Here is a 17,395-nt window from a genome sequence, read left to right on the forward strand (position 1 = left end):
TACGCCGGATGTGCGTCGATCGCGCACAATGGACGAAGACGTCAGACTGCGCCGCCCCAGTGAGAAGGTGATAACCGTGGCCACTCAATTCGAGTTTCGACTGAAGGGCGCGAATGCACCCGAGGGCGAGTTGGACGCCAATGACTTGCTTGCGCTCGTACAGAGTCTCAGGACAGTTGCGATGAGCATCGGCCGAAGCGAGACAGATGCCGATCGGCTCGGCCGCGCACCCTCACGAGTGCACCGGGTCGCCAATCTGGTCATCGGGTTGGCCCCTGGCAGCACCAAACTTCTTGTTCGACGCGCAGGAGCCGGCGAGGATGCGTTGGACTTCGATCTGGCAGACGAGGAAGGCTTCGACGCAACATTCGAGAAGTTGGTGCAATCGATCGGTCTCGACCATCGGCCGGATTGGGTCAGCGATTCCCTGTCGAACGCAGCCGGCGAATTGGTATCGGCTCTACGCCGCGCTGCCCCGGAGGTCGAGTTCAAAGTTGATGGACTGACGGTGCAGACATTCGACACGGCTGCACTTAGACCCGAGACCTGGGAGGTTGCAACTGGTGTGTCGGCCGAACTCCGTACTTTCATCGGACGCCTGTATTCGGCCAACCTGAAAACACACCGCTTTCAGGTGGAGGATGACGCCGGCAACCAAGTCGCTCTTCCCGATGTGGCCGACGACTCCGGACTCGGTCCGTTGGTCGGTAGCTACGTGACCGTAACTGGTATGCCGGTGACCGGCGCGGACGGACAGTTGAAGAGGCTGTCGAACTCGCGGATTGTTGCGCTTACTCACGCAGTTGCGGAGAGAGGCATCCCCGATTCAGTCCCTCTCGGGGACATTTTGGCTGCTGCTTCCGGTATCGAGCCCGGCGGGATCGACGGGGTGAGCGACGATGAAGCCGACGCATTCTTTGCTGCTATCGGGTTATGACCCGGCCCGCGAGCCGGGGTGCTGTTCTCGTCGATACCGACGTGTTCAGCATTCTGTACGTCGACCCAGGCAAGGCTGCGAATCGTGGTCATCCTGTCGACGAACTGCGTAGACAACTGGCCGGGCTTCAGGTCGTGATTGCGTTCCAGACGCGGGCAGAGGTACTCGCGGGAACGATGATGGGTAATTGGGGTGAGCGCAGAGTGGCAGACACCCGAGTCAAGCTCGACTCGGCCCCTACGATCTCCATCGACCGTGAGGTCGTCGACGCCTATGCAGTGTTGACCGCAGCGTGCAAGCGCGCGGGTCATGCGCTGCACAACAAAGTTCACACCGGCGATCGCTGGATCGCAGCATGCGCAATCTCGAAAGGACTGCCGTTGTTGACTCTGGACGGTATCTATTTCGGAGCACCGGACTTGGTTCTGCTGAGAGATTGAGCGCCCGCCTCGCACAAGCGTCCACCATGTGCGGCATCCGTCTCACCGCCAGCGCGTACTCTAGTACTACTGAGTGTGTAGTAACTGGATCGCAGTGGGGGGACCACGATGTTCGACGACGCCATACCTGTGAGTTCGTCCCAGGCCGACATCTGGCTGGCCCAGCAATTCATGCCCGACGTGCCGTTCACCATTGCGTATTACGTCGACATCGTCGGTGCCGTCGACGTCGACGTCTTGGCCGCGTGCGGTAGTAAGGCGCATCGAGAGTTCTCGTCGTCGACCATGCGGATCGTCGAGGTCGACGGCACTCCGATGCAGCGGTTCGTGGACGCGGAGACCGAGGCGGTGGAAATCCTCGACTTCCGTGGACACGACCGTCCGGAAGAAGCGGCGACCCGATGGATGAACGACGACTGTCGAACAGCCCTCTCGATGTACGGCCGCCTGGTGCGACTGCGAGTACTCCGTGTCGGTGACGATCGCGTGTTCTGGTACACCAGGGCCCATCACATCGCGCTCGACGGCTATGCGTCGATGAAGGTGCTCGAGCGGGCGGCGGCTCTGTACGCCGGGGCGCAGGACAGCGTCGAGCCTCCACGGATCGATCCGACGACTCCGGCGGCGCTTCTCGCCGAGGACGAGCGCTACCGCGCATCCGCTCGCGCGCGGCGCGATCGTAAGCACTGGGAATCCGCCGACCTCGGCTACGCCGCTACCTGGGGCCGGAATTCGCAGCCTGCATCGGTTCCGATCGTCGTCGGGGAGGATCGGTCGATTTCACTGACCGCGTCGAGCCGGGCCCAACACGCCACGTCGACGGTCGTGATCGCTGCGTTCGCTGCCTTCCTCGCGCGGATGAACGATGTAGACGACGTCGATCTGTCACTGCCGGTCTCGGCGAGGCCGACAGCGATGCTTCGCCGGGCCGGGTCCTCGTTGTCGCATGTGGTGCCGTTGCGGTTGTCGGGCGTCGGATCGGCGACGGTGAACAACGTGGTCAAGTCCACCGAGGTGGCGATCGGTGCCGTGCTCCGGCACCAGCGGAGCAGGCCGCAGGCATCCGCGAGCGGAAATGCCATCACCGCAGGGCGTTTCGGGCCGACGATCAACGTGATGATGTTTGCGAACACCGTGGCCGTCGGGGACTTCGACGGTGAGATCAACATTCTGACCACAGGCCCGGTGTCGGATCTTGCCGTCAACATTTACCCAGGTCGACGCGGAGCCCGTCCGCGCATCGATTTCGAGGCCAATCCTGCCGCCTACACACCGAGCGACCTGGCGCGTCACCACGAGCGGTTCCTGCACTTTCTCGACCGTTTCGCCGAATCCGGCTACGGCGACACGGCGGTGGCCGACCTCGACCTGTTCCTGCCCGGGGAGCCCGACGCGGCACCCGCCTCCGTCGGCGCGGCCGTGACCGAGCGTGGATCACTGAACGACGTGTTCTCGAAGGCAATCGCGAAGCACGGCAATCGAATTGCGGTTCGGAACGCAGAAGTCGCCGTGACCTACGGTGAGCTGGCCACGAGAGTGTCAGCACTTGCGTCCACTTTGGCTGCCCGAGGAATCGGTACCGAGGACCGGGTCGCCGTTCGCATCGGCCGTTCCGTCGAGGGGGTCGTCGCTTTCTGGGCAGTCGCACAAGTGGGTGCGGTGTACGTTCCGGTCGACCCGAATCACCCCCGTGAGCGGGCGCAGTTCGTGGTGCGTGACAGCGGCGCGGTGTTGGGCCTGTGCACGGGCGGTGGCGAGTTCGGTGATGTGGAGTGGCTGGACGTCGATGACGTTCTCGCGGAGGGAGACCCGACCACAGTCGCGACCGCGGCACTGCACCACGCGGCCTACGTCATCTACACCTCCGGGTCCACCGGCACTCCCAAAGGCGTCGTCGTCACCCACGATGGCATTGCCGCGTTGGTGCAACAGATCAGGAGCAGCTACGGCCTCGACGACGAGTCGCGAGTCTGTCACCTCGCCTCGCCCGGATTCGACACTGCCATCGTCGAGGTGCTGGCTGCGGCGACCGCGGGCGCGGCGGTGGTGATCGCGCCCGCGGGTAGATACGGCGGCGCCGAACTGTCGGATCTGATTGTCCAGCAGAGGATTACGCATCTGCTGATCACGCCCTCGGCGCTGGCGACGTTGGATCCCTCGGCGCTCGCGAACGTCGGGACGATCATCATCGGCGGTGAGGCGGCTCCGCAGGATGCGGTCGACCGCTGGTCGGCAGGCAGGCGACTGCTCAATGCCTACGGACCCACCGAGACGACCTGCAGTGTCACGATGACCGCTCCGCTGCACCCGGGTAGTGCGGACGGAATCGGTCGAGCGATGGTGGGCGCGAAAATTCACCTTCTCGATCGCACTCTGCGGCCTGTTCCCTCGGGAGCGGTCGGTGAAATCTACATCGAAACTGCCGGAGTCGCGCGAGGATATCTCGGTCGCACCGCGGATACATCGGCGCGATTCGTCGCGAACCCGTTCGGCAGCGGGATTCGGATGTTCCGAAGCGGAGATCGTGCGCGTCTGCGCGGTGACGGCACGCTCGAGTTCCTCGGCCGCACCGACGATCAGATCAAGATCCGGGGAAATCGTGTCGAATTGGGTGAAATAGACGCGGCGTTGCGGGCGTTCCCGGGTGTCAGTGCGGCATCATCGGCATTGCGTCGCAGTCGAACTGGGGATCTGCGTATCGACGGCTATGTCGTAGCCGCGCTCGATGGAAATGTGCTCGACACCGAGCGCATTCGCAAGGAGCTCGCCGGGCAATTGCCCGCCCACATGGTGCCGGCAACCCTGTCGATCCTCGACGAGATTCCGCTGACGATCAATCGAAAGGTCGATCGCGGCGCACTTCCTGTTCCGGACCTGACCGCTTCGAGGACCGGCACTCCGATCGAGCCGTCCGGTGTCACCGAGGAGATGGTGGCGGCTGTGTTCGCACGTGTGCTCGATAGGGATGGCATCGATTGCGCCGCTTCGTTCTTCGATCTCGGGGGCGATTCGCTGGCGGCGACCAGAGTCGTCGCATCGGTGCGGGCCGAAGCCTCGGTGGACGTCGGCGTCCGAGACCTGGCCGGTTCCCCGTCCGTTCAGGCCCTGGCAGCGCGGATCGACGAGCGTCGATTGATTGGGCGACAGCAGGATTCGCGACCCGAACGAGGTCTGGCAGAGGGGATGCTGGCAATTCCGCTCGCGCCGCAGCAGCGCCACATCGATCGAAGTGCGCACCTCCCGCTGTACAACCTGCCGTTCACGGTGACGATTTCCGGTCGGTTCCACGCGGCGGCAGCCTCGCAGGCGATGACCGACCTGATCGATCGGCACAGCACCCTGCGAACGCGGTATCCGGATGTCGACGGGGTTCCGGTGCAGGTCGTCGAGCCGGATTCGGCGATGGCGGTACCGACCCTCGATGTTGTCGACTTCGATGACGCCGCAGCGGTGCAGACCCTCGAGCACCCCTTCGACGTGCGCACCGAGTTCCCGATTCGGGCGCGCCTGTTTGCGATAGCACCCGATCGCTACGTGCTCGCGTGCGCCGTCCACCACAGTGCAGCGGACGGGTGGTCACTAGGGCTGTTGGCGTCGGACTTCGTGCTGGCGTATCACGCCAGGATTGCCGGCACCGCACCGTCGTGGCTCGAATTGCCGCTGCAATACGTGGATTACAGCGTTTGGGCGGCCAATCGAGACAAGTCGGCCGATCTCGACTTCTGGCGCGCAGAGTTGTCGGACATACCGAAATCGAGGGAGTTGCCACTGGACCGCCCTCGCGGGCAGGACTGGGACTTCTGCGGCGCACGCACGTCGCTTCGTTTCGACGCAGACGCCACCGAGAGCATGTCGTCTCTGGCCGAGCGTTGCGGGACAGGACGATTCACCGTACTTCGCGCAGCACTGTTGCTTCTGCTCGCCCAGACGACGGAATCGACCGACATCGTCATCGGGACTCCGGTTGCCGGTCGTGATGACCCGAGACTCGAGCAACTCGTCGGTACCTTCACCAACACCGTCGCCATTCGGACGAAGATCGCCGAGGCCACGACCGTCGAAGACGTCGTGCAGTCGGCCCGTGCGAGCGAATTGCGGGCCCTCGACCATGCCACGGTGTCGTTCGAGGATGTCGTCGTCGATCTCGGCGCCGAGTCGACGGAGGCGAGGCACCCAATTTTTCAGGTGGCGCTGTCGTTGGATGTCTTCTCCGCCGCGACCGTCGACGTCGGGGATGTTCGCTTCGAGATCACCCCTCGACCGATCGACATCGCCAAGTGCGACCTTCATTTTCACGTCACCGAACATCGAGACGGCGAAGGTAAGGCTATCGAGACCGCGGTCGATATCGTCTATCCTGCAGCACTGTTCGACGCGAATACAATTGTGGCACTGGGGAAAAGTCTCGAGCAGATCATGTATGAGATGGTCGCAGAACCCGACTCGGTGTGGCGAGATCTGATCACCGTCGAACCGTCCGATCAACTACTACACAACGTGTAGCATGTGCCGTGCGTGAGTAGCACGCGACATCGAGACCAGCGGGAGAACCCATGTCCACCTTCAACGGCCTACCGGCCCACATTCTGCTCGTTCACTTCATCGTGGTGCTGGCACCGCTCACCGCGATCCTCGCTGTCGCCGCCAGTATCTGGTCCGGTGTGCGCAGCAGGCTCGTGTGGCTCATTGCGGCCCTTGCTGTGTTCACGTTGGTGCTGACTCCGCTGACGACCGAGGCCGGCGAGTGGCTCGAGAAGCGTGTCCCGGAAACCGCCGCGGTCGAAACGCACACCGAGATCGGCGACTGGATGATCTACTTCTCCGTCGGTCTGGTCGTCGTCGCCGCGGCACTCGTGTTCCTGCATCTGCGTGAGCGTCGGGGAAACGCGCCCGTCCGGTGGCAGTCCATCATGGTGGTGGTGTTGGCAGTCGTGATCGGAGCGACCACAATCGTCCAGGTGTACAGAATCGGAGAGTCCGGCGCTCGCGCCGCATGGGACGACGTATCGGCGACGGCCGGCGATGAGTGAGCCCGAGCCGAGCCTGCACGATCACGAGCCTCACGGTGATCTGTCAGGCCGACTGAACTGGCTTCGAGCCGGGGTGTTGGGTGCCAACGACGGCATCGTCTCCACCGCCGGTCTGGTCGTCGGTGTCGCGGCCGCAACCACCGACCGTGGGTCGCTGCTGACCGCAGGCGTTGCCGGTCTGGTTGCAGGAGCTGTATCCATGGCACTAGGGGAGTACGTCTCGGTGAGCACGCAGCGTGACGCCGAGCGTTCGCTGTTGATCAAGGAACGCCGAGAACTGGACGAGCAACCCGAGCAGGAACTGGCCGAGCTCGCGGCACTGTACGAGGCCAAGGGGCTGTCGGCGGACACTGCGCAGACCGTCGCTCGCGAACTCACCGACCACGATCCGTTTGCCGCGCACGTGGACGTCGAATTGGGAATCGACCCGGATGCGCTGACCAATCCGTGGCAAGCGGCCGCGTCGTCGGCTGTGTCGTTCATCAGTGGTGCGCTCTTGCCGTTGCTGTCGATCCTGCTGCTGTCCGCTTCGCTGCGCATTCCGGTCACATTCGTCGTGGTGTTGCTGGCACTGGCGTTGACCGGAACTATCAGCGCACGCCTCGGTGGAGCGCCCAGTCGCCCGGCGGTCACTCGAATCGTGATCGGTGGTGCGATCGCGATGGCGGTCACCTATGCGATCGGCCAACTCGCGGGCGTCGCGGGCATCTGACCGAGGTCAGCGGAAGATCCAGGTCAGCGGAAGATCGAGGTGGCGGCTTCTCCGGTTTCGGGTACCACCACATCCTGGACGACGTCGAACAACGCCACCGAGATGACGGTGAACGCGAGGACGAGGACCAGTCCGGCGGCGAGAATTCCGCGGTCGGCACGGTGCCGCGGCGGTTCACTCAGTGCCTGCACGCGTCGCACGACGTCGCCGCCGGTACTGGCGAGAGTGCGGGTTCCGTGGTCGAGATGGGCCCGAAGCAGAGCAGTTCTGGCTATGGCAGACAACGTATCTCGACGGCCCGTAGCAGCCGCGCTCTCGTCTGCTTGACGCTCCGCAGCGTGTCGTACCGTGACGGTCAGCGGCCCGAGAATCGGATCGACTCCGGCTGCGATCTCGCACATCTGGATCCACACGCTGTGACGGTGCCGCAGGTGCGCGCGCTCGTGTTCGAGCACCGCTCGTAATTCGTTGTCCGACAGCGCTTCCACCAGACCTGTGGTGATCACGACGGCACCTCCGCCCGAGGGGACGGCGAAGGCGTCGGGAACGTCGGAGTCGACCACGACGATGCCGCCCGTCGCTCGCGCCTCGTCACCGAATTCGGATGCGATGGATGTACTGACGACTACGCGTCGGACATGACGGATTACTTCGACGGCACGCCAGAACATCAACGCGCAGATGACGATTCCCAGTGACACCCACACAAGTCGATCCGACGTGAGTAGGACCGCAGCAAGCGCGGCCAGGGATCCGGCGACTGCAAACGCCGTGACCATCGACAGGATCGGGAGCAGAACGACAGCGGTCGACGGGTTGATTCGGCGGTCGATGTGGTCGGCTCCGAAGCGCAGCAGCAGCGACAGCGCCCACGGCAGCACGGCCACGATGAGGAGCAGAGTCATCGATGCTGCTCGGCTGAATCCGACTTGGCGAGCAACTCTCTCAGCGTGGCCTCGTCCTCGGGGTCGAGTGCGGCCACGAAACTGGCCAGTACGTCGGCGCGCTCGGCTCTGGCACCGAGTTCGGTGCGCATTCGCATCGCGGCGCGAAGCGCGGGGATCTCGTCGACCGGGGCGTTGAGGGTGTAGACGAAGGAACGCCCTCGCCGCTCGCGATCGACGAGGCCTTTGCCGTGCAACCGCACCAATGCAGTCATGACGGTCGTGTGGGCGAGATCCGCGCCGAGATGCTCCCGTGCCTGAGCAACCGACAATTCCGTGTGCTGGCCGAGCAACTCGAGGATCGACTCCTCCAACTGTCCGGACGCTCTACGCACTGCCATTCCTCACTCGGGTCGGGTACTTCCAGGATAGGCCACGACCAGTGTTCACGTGAGGGATGTACGTCCTCGATACGGCGGTCGGCACGGGACTGTCGTCGACGCACATACTGGAGCTGTGAGAACGGAAATCGTACGATGATGCAACGTGCACTCGAACTCGACGAGAAGGATCCGCTCCGGAGCTATAGGGACAAGTTCCTCGGTTCCGACGACCCGTCGATCAATGCCTATCTCGACGGCAATTCGCTGGGTCGTCCGACCAAGGCAAGCCTCGAACGGATCAACACCTTCATGACGGAGGCCTGGGGTGGACGCCTCATCCGCGGCTGGGACGAGCAGTGGTTCGACCTCCCCGTCACCATCGGCGACGCCCTGGCCGACGCCACCCTGGGATCCGCACCCGGCCAGACCACGATCGGCGATTCGACGACGGTTCTGCTGTACAAGCTGGCGCGGGCGGCGATCGCTATGCGGCCTGGCCGCACCGAGATCGTCATCGACCGTGACAACTTTCCAACCGACCGATACTTGCTCGAAGGTATTGCGGCCGAGTCGAATATGACGCTGCGGTGGATCGATACCGACCGCCGCGGTGGCATCACGCCGGAACAACTCGCCGAGGTGGTCGGGGAAAACACCGCCTTGGTGGTCATCACCCACGTCGCCTACCGTTCCGGCTTCCTCGTCGATGCGGCCCAGGCAACTCGTATCGCGCACGCGGCCGGCGCTCTGATTTTGCTCGATGTGTGTCATTCCGTCGGTTCGGTACCGATGGAATTCGATTCCTGGGGAGTCGATCTGGCGGTCGGGTGCACGTACAAGTACCTCAACGGAGGTCCGGGATCACCGGCCTTCGCATACGTGCGCAGTGATCTTCAGGGCGACTTCGTCCAGCCGATCTGGGGGTGGATGGGCCGGGCCGATCCGTTCGAGATGGCGCAGGGTTACGTTCCGGCACAGGGCATTCGACGCGTCATCAGTGGAACGCCGTCGGTGTTCGGGATGATCGCGATGCAAGACACCATCGAGATGATCGCCGAGGTGGGCATGGACGCGATCCGTGCGAAGTCCGTTGCGCTGACCGAATACGCCCTCGAGCTCGTCCGAGAGATGCTGGTGCCCCTCGGCGTGGAGATCGCGTCACCGGAGGATTCGAGTAGGCGCGGCGGTCACGTCACCATCGACCACCCGGATTTCATGGCCATCACCGCTCGCCTATGGGAGCAGGGCGTCATCCCGGATTACCGGGCGCCGCAGGGCATCCGGCTGGGATTGAGTCCACTGAGTACCTCGTACCACGAGGTGTATCTGGGTGTCACGGCGATTCGGGACGAACTTCGGTCCTGACGCCCTGACGCCCTGACGCTCGGGCACCCGGGCCGTCACCGCCTGCGAGACGGCCCGGGAGCGTTACTTCGACCTCAGTATGAAATGGGTCGCGTCCTAGCCATCCTGATACGACGGCTCGCGCTTCTTGATGTACGAGATCACGCGGTACGTGATCGGCATGACGATGACCTCGGCCAGCGTCTTCCACAGGAATCCGACGATGACGTAGTTGATGAAGTCGGTCCAGGTGCTGATGCCGATGACTCCGGCGGCGATGGAGCAGAAGATCAGGGTGTCGAAGAATTCGCCGACGATGGTCGACCCGATCAGTCGCGCCCACAGGTGCTTTTCCTTGGTGCGTTCCTTGATCTTGACCAGCACGACGGAGTTGAGGAGCTGCCCGACGGTGTAGCCGGCGAGACCGGCAAGGACCAGTCGGGGGACAACGCCGACGACGCTCTCGAGGGCGGCCTGGTTCTCGTAGAACGAGGCGGCGGGGAGTTCGATGGCGATCCAGAAGCACACGGAGGTGAGCAGCAGGGAGCCGAATCCGAGGTAGATCGCGCGGCGCGTGGCCTTGAAGCCGTAGACCTCGCTGAGCACGTCACCCAGGATGTAGGCGAGGGGGAAGAGGAAGAATGCGCCGTCGGTATTGATCGGCAGAATTTGGAACGGTCCGAGCATGACGTCGGACGAGGCGAAGAAGGCGACACCTTTGCTGGCGGCCACGTTCGAGATCAGCAGCGTCGCCACGAAGAGCGCGACGATCGGGGCGTAGTAACCCTTGCTGATGTGAGCGAACGTGGCCTGCCCAGACTCGGTGCCGCCGTTGGGGGCGGTGTGTTCGGTAGTAGTCACTGCTCGATCCAAGCACCGAGACGACGATGGGCGCGAATCCCCGGGTGAGGGATGCGCGCCCATCGAGGCGGACTACAGGTCAGGCGACGCGTCCACGCACCGTGACGCGGTAGGCGTAGGTTCCGGCGATGATCGTGATCGGGATGGTCACCAGTAGGCCGATGCCGACCAAGATCGCGCCGACGATGTTGAGGCCGAACAGAGCGAGCGCGAGCACGAAGATCGTGCCACCGTTCGAGGCGATCGCCTGGGCGCTGGCCTTGATGGCGGGGATGGGTTCGTCGCCGCGGTCGATGACGAACTGGAAGGTCCACCAGGTGAAGAACGTGATGACGATGCCGGGGATGACCAGCAAGATGTAGCCGATGCCGGTTGCAATGCCGACCAGGATGCCGGCGATGACGACGGCGGCAACATTGCCGAACTGGAAAAAGGACCCGAACGCGGGCTTGATCCCGTCGACCTCGTGCAGAGCGCCGCGAACGAGTGCCGCCTGGATGAGGAGTGAGACGACACCGATGATGACGCTGAAGATCAAGCTGAGGAAGAAGCTGTCGGAGCTCAACACGTAGTTCAGAACGACCTGGATGATTCCGGCGGCGAGGACGATGCCGACCCAGACGAGTGCGTTCTGCTTGAACTTCTCGAAGCCGTAACCGATGGCCGTTCCGACGGACAACTGCGTCGCCATCGGCTCGTTACCGAACGACGGGGGCGGCGGGTAGTTGCCCTGTGGGGGCGGTGGGTAGCTGCCCTGTGGAGGAGGTGGGTAGCCACCCTGTGGCGGGTAGCCGCCTTGCTGGGGGTATTCGCCGGGAGGAGGTGGGTAGCTCCCAGGCGGTGGGTAGTTGCCCTGTGCAGGGGGCGGGTAGTTGCCGGGTGGTGGGTAGCCACCCTGCGGTGGTGGATAGCCACCGGGGTTCTGTGGATCCTTGTCGGGGTCGTAGCCGCCTGAGGTCATCGTGTCCTTCTCCCTCGGGTTGAGTTGTCGCGGCCACTGTACGTCCGATTGATCCTGAGTTGGGTCCTGTCGCGTTGCAACGTGATCTCGATCGGTTCGTAGATCAGAGATTTGCGGGGTCGAACACCCACGGTTCGCGCGGTATCCGCGTCGGCTTCCACTTCTCCAGCAGCTCCTCGGCGTTCTTCGCTCCGGGCATGCCGAGGGAGGCGGTGATGAGTGCCCACCCGTCGGGCCGTTCGCGCAGTGTGACGGCACCGTCGCGTTTGGCCAATCTCTTGCCCTCGATATTCAGCGCGAGGGGAACATGGACGTAGGTGGCCGGGGTGAGACCGAGGAGCTGAGCCAGATATCCCTGGCGAGGCGCGGAGGTGAGCAGATCGTCGCCGCGCACGATCTGGTCGACGCCTTGCGCACCGTCATCGACGACGACGGCAAGGTTGTAGGCGGGGACGCCGTCGGATCGGCGGAGCACGAAGTCGTCCACCTGGCCCCGAAACAGGCCGTGCAGCTGATCGACGACGGTGAATTCGGTTACCTGCGAACGTAATCGGATGGCCGGTGGGCGGTCCTTGGCGGCTTTCTCGTCAGCGGTCAGGTTTCTGCAGGTGCCGGGATATGCGCCGTCGGGTGCATGCGGGGCCGATGCGGCCTGCAGGATTTCCCGACGCGTGCAGAAACATTCGTATGTCATCCCCGCGGCGGTGAGCGCGCGAATCGTGGCGTCGTAGATCTCCCGACGCTCGGATTGCCGCATGACGGGCCCGTCCCAGTCGATGCCGATGGCGGCGAGGTCCTCGAGTTGGCGCTGCTCCGAGCCGGGTTTCACGCGATCGAGATCCTCGACGCGCATCACGAAACGTCGTTCGGTGGAGCGGGCGAAGAGCCAGGCCAGTAAGCCTGTGCGCAGATTGCCGAGATGCAAGTCGCCCGAGGGACTGGGAGCGAAGCGTCCGGCGGGCATGGGAGGAGCTTAGTTTCAGGTGTGCTGGGGGTGGGTGGTGGTCGCGGTCCGACTGGCAGTTGTGTAATCCGCCCGAAGCTCTGAACTGGGCTCGCCCAGAACGGACCGAACCAGATCTAGTGTCGTAGATTGCATCTTCCGCACCGTCTTGAGTGAACTCCCCACTCAGCGTAGTTTCGCCCTACAGACGTGTCGGTGACCTGCGCTAGGTTGCCGAGATGGACTCTCGACCAGGCCGAACAACATCGGTGCCCACTGCAGTAGGCATCCCCGAGAGTGACCGGTCGGCGGCTGTCGAGCCGGAAATTCCGTCTGCCGTCGCGAACTGGGTCGCGAGCGCCATGCAGTCCTACCGCTCGGAGGGAACGGATAGGACTACGCCGCCACTTGGAGGCGCTCCTCCGGCCTGGTGAGACACGAACGGTCACGTGACGCTTCCGGCGCACCCGACTCCGTCGAGGTGTACCGCCGCGAGCACGCACCGCTCGTGAGTAATGCAGTCACCGAGATCGGGCTCTAGGAGTTCTCTAGGAGTTACTGAATCCCGGTATCCCGTCGAACGCTGCCTCATGGACGCCAATCCACAAATTGGAGCCTGCGGACAGTAGCGTGCACGTTACGCGCCACTGTTCTCGAATCCACCGTTGTCCATCTGAGAGTTTGGAGATGATGTGAAGACTCAACGTCGACGGGCCACGCCTCGATGAGCGCGATCCACGACGTCTTGGGTGTTCACCCCAGCGACGATGCAGGTGCGCAGACTGCTGACTTATTTGATTGGCAAGCAGCAATGGCAGCCGCGGAAGGGTTGGCCGCCTACCTGCAACACCTTCAGCTTAAGAAGAAGGACGGCGAGGGCGTCGATATTCGCTTTATCTGTGAAATCCACGAAGACTGGATTGTACAAGCCGGGTTGACCGCCGAATTGGTTTCGGCGAAGCATCGGGAAGCGGCTTCAGGAGCCTGGCAGACTGTCACGGTTCTGGTCAACGACGGTGGCCTTGGCCACCTGTTCGCCCGTTGGTTGCAGCTCGGACAAACTGCTACCGTCCGGCTCGTCACGTCCGCCGCAGCCGCCACCGGTGAGGCCGCTAACCTGGCGGCTTGCCCTCTGTTAATGCACCGCTCACGGTCCGGCCAGGATCTAACTGCTGACGAGAAGGCATTGCTCAAGGACGGTATCGATAAACTTGCACGGTCATTGATGATGTACAGGAAGGGTCTGCCGCCCGCGTGGCAGGCCCCCGAACACGCACGCGCCACAAAGCTAACTATCAATGATGATCTGAGGGCCGCCGTATCAGAGTTCCTTGCTGTCCTCTCGATTGACCAATCCCGACCCAACCGTGAGTTCGTGGGGCACGCCGCCCCCAGCTTGTACGCGCAACCTCTGACGCGAGAAATCGGCTGTTCAGAGCACCTCGCGTCAGCCATTTGGCATTCGGTACTGCAATTATTCAGAGCTCGTATGCGCGCGCGAGGACCGTCAAAGCGGGGCGGCTTGCCAGTCGTAGGCGTAGGACCTGCGGATCGGACAAGTCATACTCACGCATCCAACCTCGACAGCCGGACGATCACGATAAGCGATATTGGAGTCGCGATAAAGGTGGCACTTGATCACCCAGTCGCGTTCCTACCACTTACACCCGCGCCCAGGGTGACGAAGCTCGGTGTGAAAATGGCTGCTGGAGGTTGCTCGGAGACCAGTATCGAGCGTGCTGAACGACTCCGGCTTGACTACTTGCGCTACCGCCGCGAACGACGGGACAGCGTCCCCGGAAGCTCCGCAGAACAGAGACCGCTCGAACGGAAACTGCACCGCGTCGCAGACGACGAGACAGCTTCGGTACGCACTACCGAGGGTGACTGGGGCGGCGCGTACTGGGCTTCATTGTCGAAGCGGTTTGAGCACCAACCCGAATCGCTAGTAGGTACCGGGCTGGACGCAGAACTACTACTCGGTGGGGTGTGCGACCTAGTCGCGCGCTGTCAAGTGTGGTTCAGTCCAAAATTTGATGTCGACGCTGCCATAGCGCAGGCCAAGGCGTTGCCGACTGGTGGGGCATCAATATGATCGACAACCCGCTCGCAGAACACTTGGAAGCGTTACGCGAGGACCTTGCATACCACCAGGTTCGGGTTTTGCTTCTTGTCACCGCTGTCGCGGCGACAGAGGGACATAGCAAGAAGGTGGATGGACTCACGAAGCTGGCAAAGTTGGACTTCCTCACGCGATACCCGGCTCTCGGTCCTGTCGTACTTCGGACTATGGACCCTTCGGACAAGCGCCTGCACCTCGACCAAAACAGTTCGCTCTCGCCAACCGATGTAGAAGCACCCATGACGAGATACAAATACGGCCCCTGGGACGACCGGTACTACCCGATTATAGGTTCGCTGGTTGGCCGGGGCCTCCTGAAGTACGTGCGGGGGAGAAAAGGCAGCGTCGCGTTGGCACCAACTCCGCTCGGGAAAAAGACTGCACTGGAGATGGGCTCCCTACCGAATTGGTCAGCAATCAACGATCGGTGCTTTGCCGTCGCCGACGGCGCAGCTGGTCTAAATGGCAACAACCTCAAAGATCTTGTCTATAGCAACCTGCCTTCGTTAATGGATCGGCCACATCGGGAGTTGATCAAATGACCACTAATTTCAGATTGGAATCCATTTCTTTAGATACTATCGAAGGAACGGTCACGCACTCGTTTCCAGGACCGCTCACAGTGCTGGCGGGCAGCGTGGGGGTTGGGAAAAGCACTCTTTTCGAGCTTGTAAAGTATGGACTCGGCGGTGACGGCCTTTTGGCAGACGTCGTTATCACGAGCATCACTAGCGTTACTCTCGATTTAGCGATTGGTAGCGAGCGCTACTCTATAACCCGTTCAATATCTTCTCCCGGAGCTCGCACGGTGAAACTGCGTGATCTCACCGAACAAACAGCGCTTCCAGAACATTACGTGAGCCAAGACGAGCCTTCTCTCAACTCGCTGCTTCTTGCCGCCATGGACTTGCCGGATGACATGAGGGCCGCCACCACCAAACCTGGGTCAACCAATCCGGGTGCACGAATCACATTCTATGACGTATTTAAATACATGTATGTCTCTCAAGGTAGCATAAATGAGCAGATAGCAGGCAGTGGAGACAACTACTATCAGCCTAAACGTCGAGCTGTTTTCGAGCTTCTTTTTGGGCTCACAAACCCCTACATTCTGGACATGCAGTCAGAGATTGCCACTATTCAGTCAGAATACGAAGTCGCCAAACGTGACTTTGATATTGTGTCGCAGTTTCTCTCCGACAGTCACACTGAAAGCCGTCTTGAGGCAGAGCGTAGCCAGTTCGAGGCAACCAAAGAAAAGTACAGCGCCGAACAGGCGTTGACCAATATCGAAAACATGCTATCTCCAGTTATCGACGACGAAACAAGAACCCTTAGAGATCTTCTGCTAGAAGCTGAGCAAAACGCCGCTGAGGCCCAGAATGCGCTGACACTACTCGTTCAACAAAAGCAGGATTTCGTGCGGGAGCGCAGCCTTCTGCAGCAAGACATCGCCCGACTCAAGAAAATGATCGACGCCGGTGAGCGTATTGCGAAGATAGAGTTCGCAGTTTGCCCTCGTTGCATGCAAGATGTGCGCAAACGGACGATACCGGAGCATGCCTGCCGCCTGTGCCTACAGGAAGATCCTGTCGCCCTTAGTGATGAGGCTATTGATTCTGGATCTAATTATGAGCTGGTGCATCTCGTCGAGCAGGTTGCAGAATTCGATGCTCAGATCTTCGGAACGGAAACCGAGATTGAAAATGTGGCTGACTCAGCGGCCAGTCGGCAAAATCTTGTGGAAGATCTGAGTGTGCAAATTAATTCGCGTACTTCGATGCGAATTACCCCTCAGCTACAAGCCTATTCCGACGCAACGTCAAAGTTGGCACGGGCGGAGTCGCGTATCGAAGAGCTTGAGAAGACCCTGCGTCAATGGGATCGTGCTGACGATCTTGAATCAAAAGCAGCTGGTTTCCTGAATCAATTGACAAAATTGCGCGCGCAATTGCTGGACGCGCAATCCGTGCTTGATGCTAGAAGAATTGAAATTTTGGACGAAATTGACGACGAGTTTGGGGTGACTGTAGCCGAAATTGGTATTCCTAGCGTGAAATCTGCCGCTGTAAATCGTAAGAACTATCTTCCAACATTGAACGGCAAGGCGTTTGATAAATTCAGCCCCGTTGGCGGCGTCCGCACCGTCACTCAGGTTGCGTATTGGGTGAGCCTGCTGACCGTTGCAATTCGTCGGCGCGACACGCAGTATCCCGCATTCTTACTAATCGATAGCCCTCGCACGTCTTTGAACGATAGTGATGACCTTTCTTCAGCACTTTATCGTCGCCTTGTCACGATGGCTGACGCGGCGAAAGACCGCGTTCAGATGATCATTGGAGACAACGAACTGCCGGCTCACTACCGTAGAGACTATGCACAACTAGACTTCAATTACGATCATCCCACCATATATACAATTCATCATCCAGGTCGCGAAGCGGTGAAACCCTTAACTATAGAAACAGATTCGACTGACTAACAGATAATTCAGACAGCAAGATTGGATTGTTTGGTATCGCCACCGCGCTAGCTGTGCCGTCCGGGCGCATCTCCAGGTCGGTAGACGATGCATTCGTATCAGACCAGTGGTCTCGGATCGCAATTTTCTCGATTGCATAATTTGATCATCTCGGCGGCGCTCGCCCCTCCACAACCTCGGCAGTAGGCTCTGGCGCGAAGCCGGTGCCTACCCAGGGTGCTCATTCACGGCTCACTCGACCCCTGCGTCGTCGCTCCTTGACGGTGCGGTAACTGTGGTTTTCGTGGCTGAGTGAT

Annotated in this window: 14 protein-coding genes; 9 read left to right on the top strand and 5 right to left on the bottom strand. The window is 61.5% G+C overall.

Annotated elements, in window-relative coordinates:
* The first annotated feature begins 76 nt into the window (after positions 1 to 76).
* The 5 genes from AC5WEY_RS06605 to AC5WEY_RS06625 all read left to right on the top strand — a co-directional run bounded on the left by AC5WEY_RS06605 (position 77) and on the right by AC5WEY_RS06625 (position 7,119).
* On the top strand, positions 77 to 937 hold the full coding sequence (locus tag AC5WEY_RS06605; RefSeq protein WP_495645174.1) for a hypothetical protein: 861 nt from the start codon (positions 77 to 79) through the stop codon (positions 935 to 937).
* Entirely contained in the window at positions 934 to 1,377 is a 444-nt protein-coding gene (locus AC5WEY_RS06610) for a PIN domain-containing protein (RefSeq protein WP_495645175.1), read from the top strand. Before AC5WEY_RS06605 ends, AC5WEY_RS06610 begins: the two co-directional genes overlap by 4 nt.
* A gap of 129 nt (positions 1,378 to 1,506) precedes the next feature.
* Entirely contained in the window at positions 1,507 to 5,880 is a 4,374-nt protein-coding gene (locus AC5WEY_RS06615) for a non-ribosomal peptide synthetase (protein WP_495645176.1), read from the top strand.
* Between the two features lie 50 nt (positions 5,881 to 5,930).
* The gene (locus AC5WEY_RS06620) at positions 5,931 to 6,407 is read left to right on the top strand and encodes a DUF2231 domain-containing protein (RefSeq protein WP_495645177.1); all 477 of its coding nucleotides are present in this window, start codon (positions 5,931 to 5,933) and stop codon (positions 6,405 to 6,407) included.
* Positions 6,400 to 7,119 (top strand): VIT1/CCC1 transporter family protein, encoded by a 720-nt coding sequence (locus AC5WEY_RS06625; protein ID WP_057477243.1) that lies wholly within the window; start codon positions 6,400 to 6,402, stop codon positions 7,117 to 7,119. Before AC5WEY_RS06620 ends, AC5WEY_RS06625 begins: the two co-directional genes overlap by 8 nt.
* Before the next feature lie 23 nt (positions 7,120 to 7,142).
* On the opposite strand, the gene AC5WEY_RS06630 is transcribed toward AC5WEY_RS06625, so the two are convergent.
* Together AC5WEY_RS06630 and AC5WEY_RS06635 are read right to left on the bottom strand one after the other, a co-directional pair.
* Positions 7,143 to 8,024, bottom strand: a complete 882-nt coding sequence (locus AC5WEY_RS06630; RefSeq protein ID WP_495645178.1) for a M56 family metallopeptidase — start codon at positions 8,022 to 8,024, stop codon at positions 7,143 to 7,145.
* Entirely contained in the window at positions 8,021 to 8,404 is a 384-nt protein-coding gene (locus tag AC5WEY_RS06635) for a BlaI/MecI/CopY family transcriptional regulator (RefSeq protein ID WP_495645179.1), read from the bottom strand. The genes AC5WEY_RS06630 and AC5WEY_RS06635 overlap by 4 nt, the downstream gene beginning before the upstream one ends.
* 138 nt (positions 8,405 to 8,542) lie before the next feature.
* Here AC5WEY_RS06635 and AC5WEY_RS06640 point away from each other — a divergent pair, with 138 nt between their 5' ends.
* Complete coding sequence (locus AC5WEY_RS06640; protein WP_495645544.1) at positions 8,543 to 9,751, top strand: kynureninase; 1,209 nt, start codon at positions 8,543 to 8,545, stop codon at positions 9,749 to 9,751.
* Positions 9,752 to 9,847: 96 nt separating this feature from the next.
* On the opposite strand, the gene AC5WEY_RS06645 is transcribed toward AC5WEY_RS06640, so the two are convergent.
* From AC5WEY_RS06645 to gluQRS, 3 genes are all read right to left on the bottom strand, one after another.
* Positions 9,848 to 10,591 carry a queuosine precursor transporter gene (locus AC5WEY_RS06645; RefSeq protein ID WP_057477236.1) on the bottom strand — a complete coding sequence of 248 codons (744 nt, stop codon included), beginning with the start codon at positions 10,589 to 10,591 and terminating at the stop codon, positions 9,848 to 9,850.
* Between the two features lie 79 nt (positions 10,592 to 10,670).
* Positions 10,671 to 11,552 (bottom strand): hypothetical protein, encoded by an 882-nt coding sequence (locus AC5WEY_RS06650; protein WP_495645180.1) that lies wholly within the window; start codon positions 11,550 to 11,552, stop codon positions 10,671 to 10,673.
* Positions 11,553 to 11,655: 103 nt separating this feature from the next.
* On the bottom strand, positions 11,656 to 12,516 hold the full coding sequence (gene gluQRS / locus AC5WEY_RS06655; protein ID WP_495645181.1) for a tRNA glutamyl-Q(34) synthetase GluQRS: 861 nt from the start codon (positions 12,514 to 12,516) through the stop codon (positions 11,656 to 11,658).
* A gap of 703 nt (positions 12,517 to 13,219) precedes the next feature.
* Between gluQRS and AC5WEY_RS06660 the strand changes: the two genes are divergently transcribed.
* From AC5WEY_RS06660 to AC5WEY_RS06670, 3 genes are read left to right on the top strand one after another with little or no spacing between them, the layout of a single operon-like run.
* The gene (locus tag AC5WEY_RS06660) at positions 13,220 to 14,590 is read left to right on the top strand and encodes a hypothetical protein (protein ID WP_495645182.1); all 1,371 of its coding nucleotides are present in this window, start codon (positions 13,220 to 13,222) and stop codon (positions 14,588 to 14,590) included.
* Positions 14,587 to 15,159, top strand: coding sequence for a hypothetical protein (locus AC5WEY_RS06665; protein ID WP_495645183.1), 573 nt, complete (start codon positions 14,587 to 14,589; stop codon positions 15,157 to 15,159). The genes AC5WEY_RS06660 and AC5WEY_RS06665 overlap by 4 nt, the downstream gene beginning before the upstream one ends.
* Entirely contained in the window at positions 15,156 to 17,099 is a 1,944-nt protein-coding gene (locus AC5WEY_RS06670) for a hypothetical protein (RefSeq protein ID WP_495645184.1), read from the top strand. Before AC5WEY_RS06665 ends, AC5WEY_RS06670 begins: the two co-directional genes overlap by 4 nt.
* The last annotated feature ends 296 nt before the right edge of the window (positions 17,100 to 17,395 follow it).

The organism is Rhodococcoides sp. S146-33 (assembly GCF_059489205.1).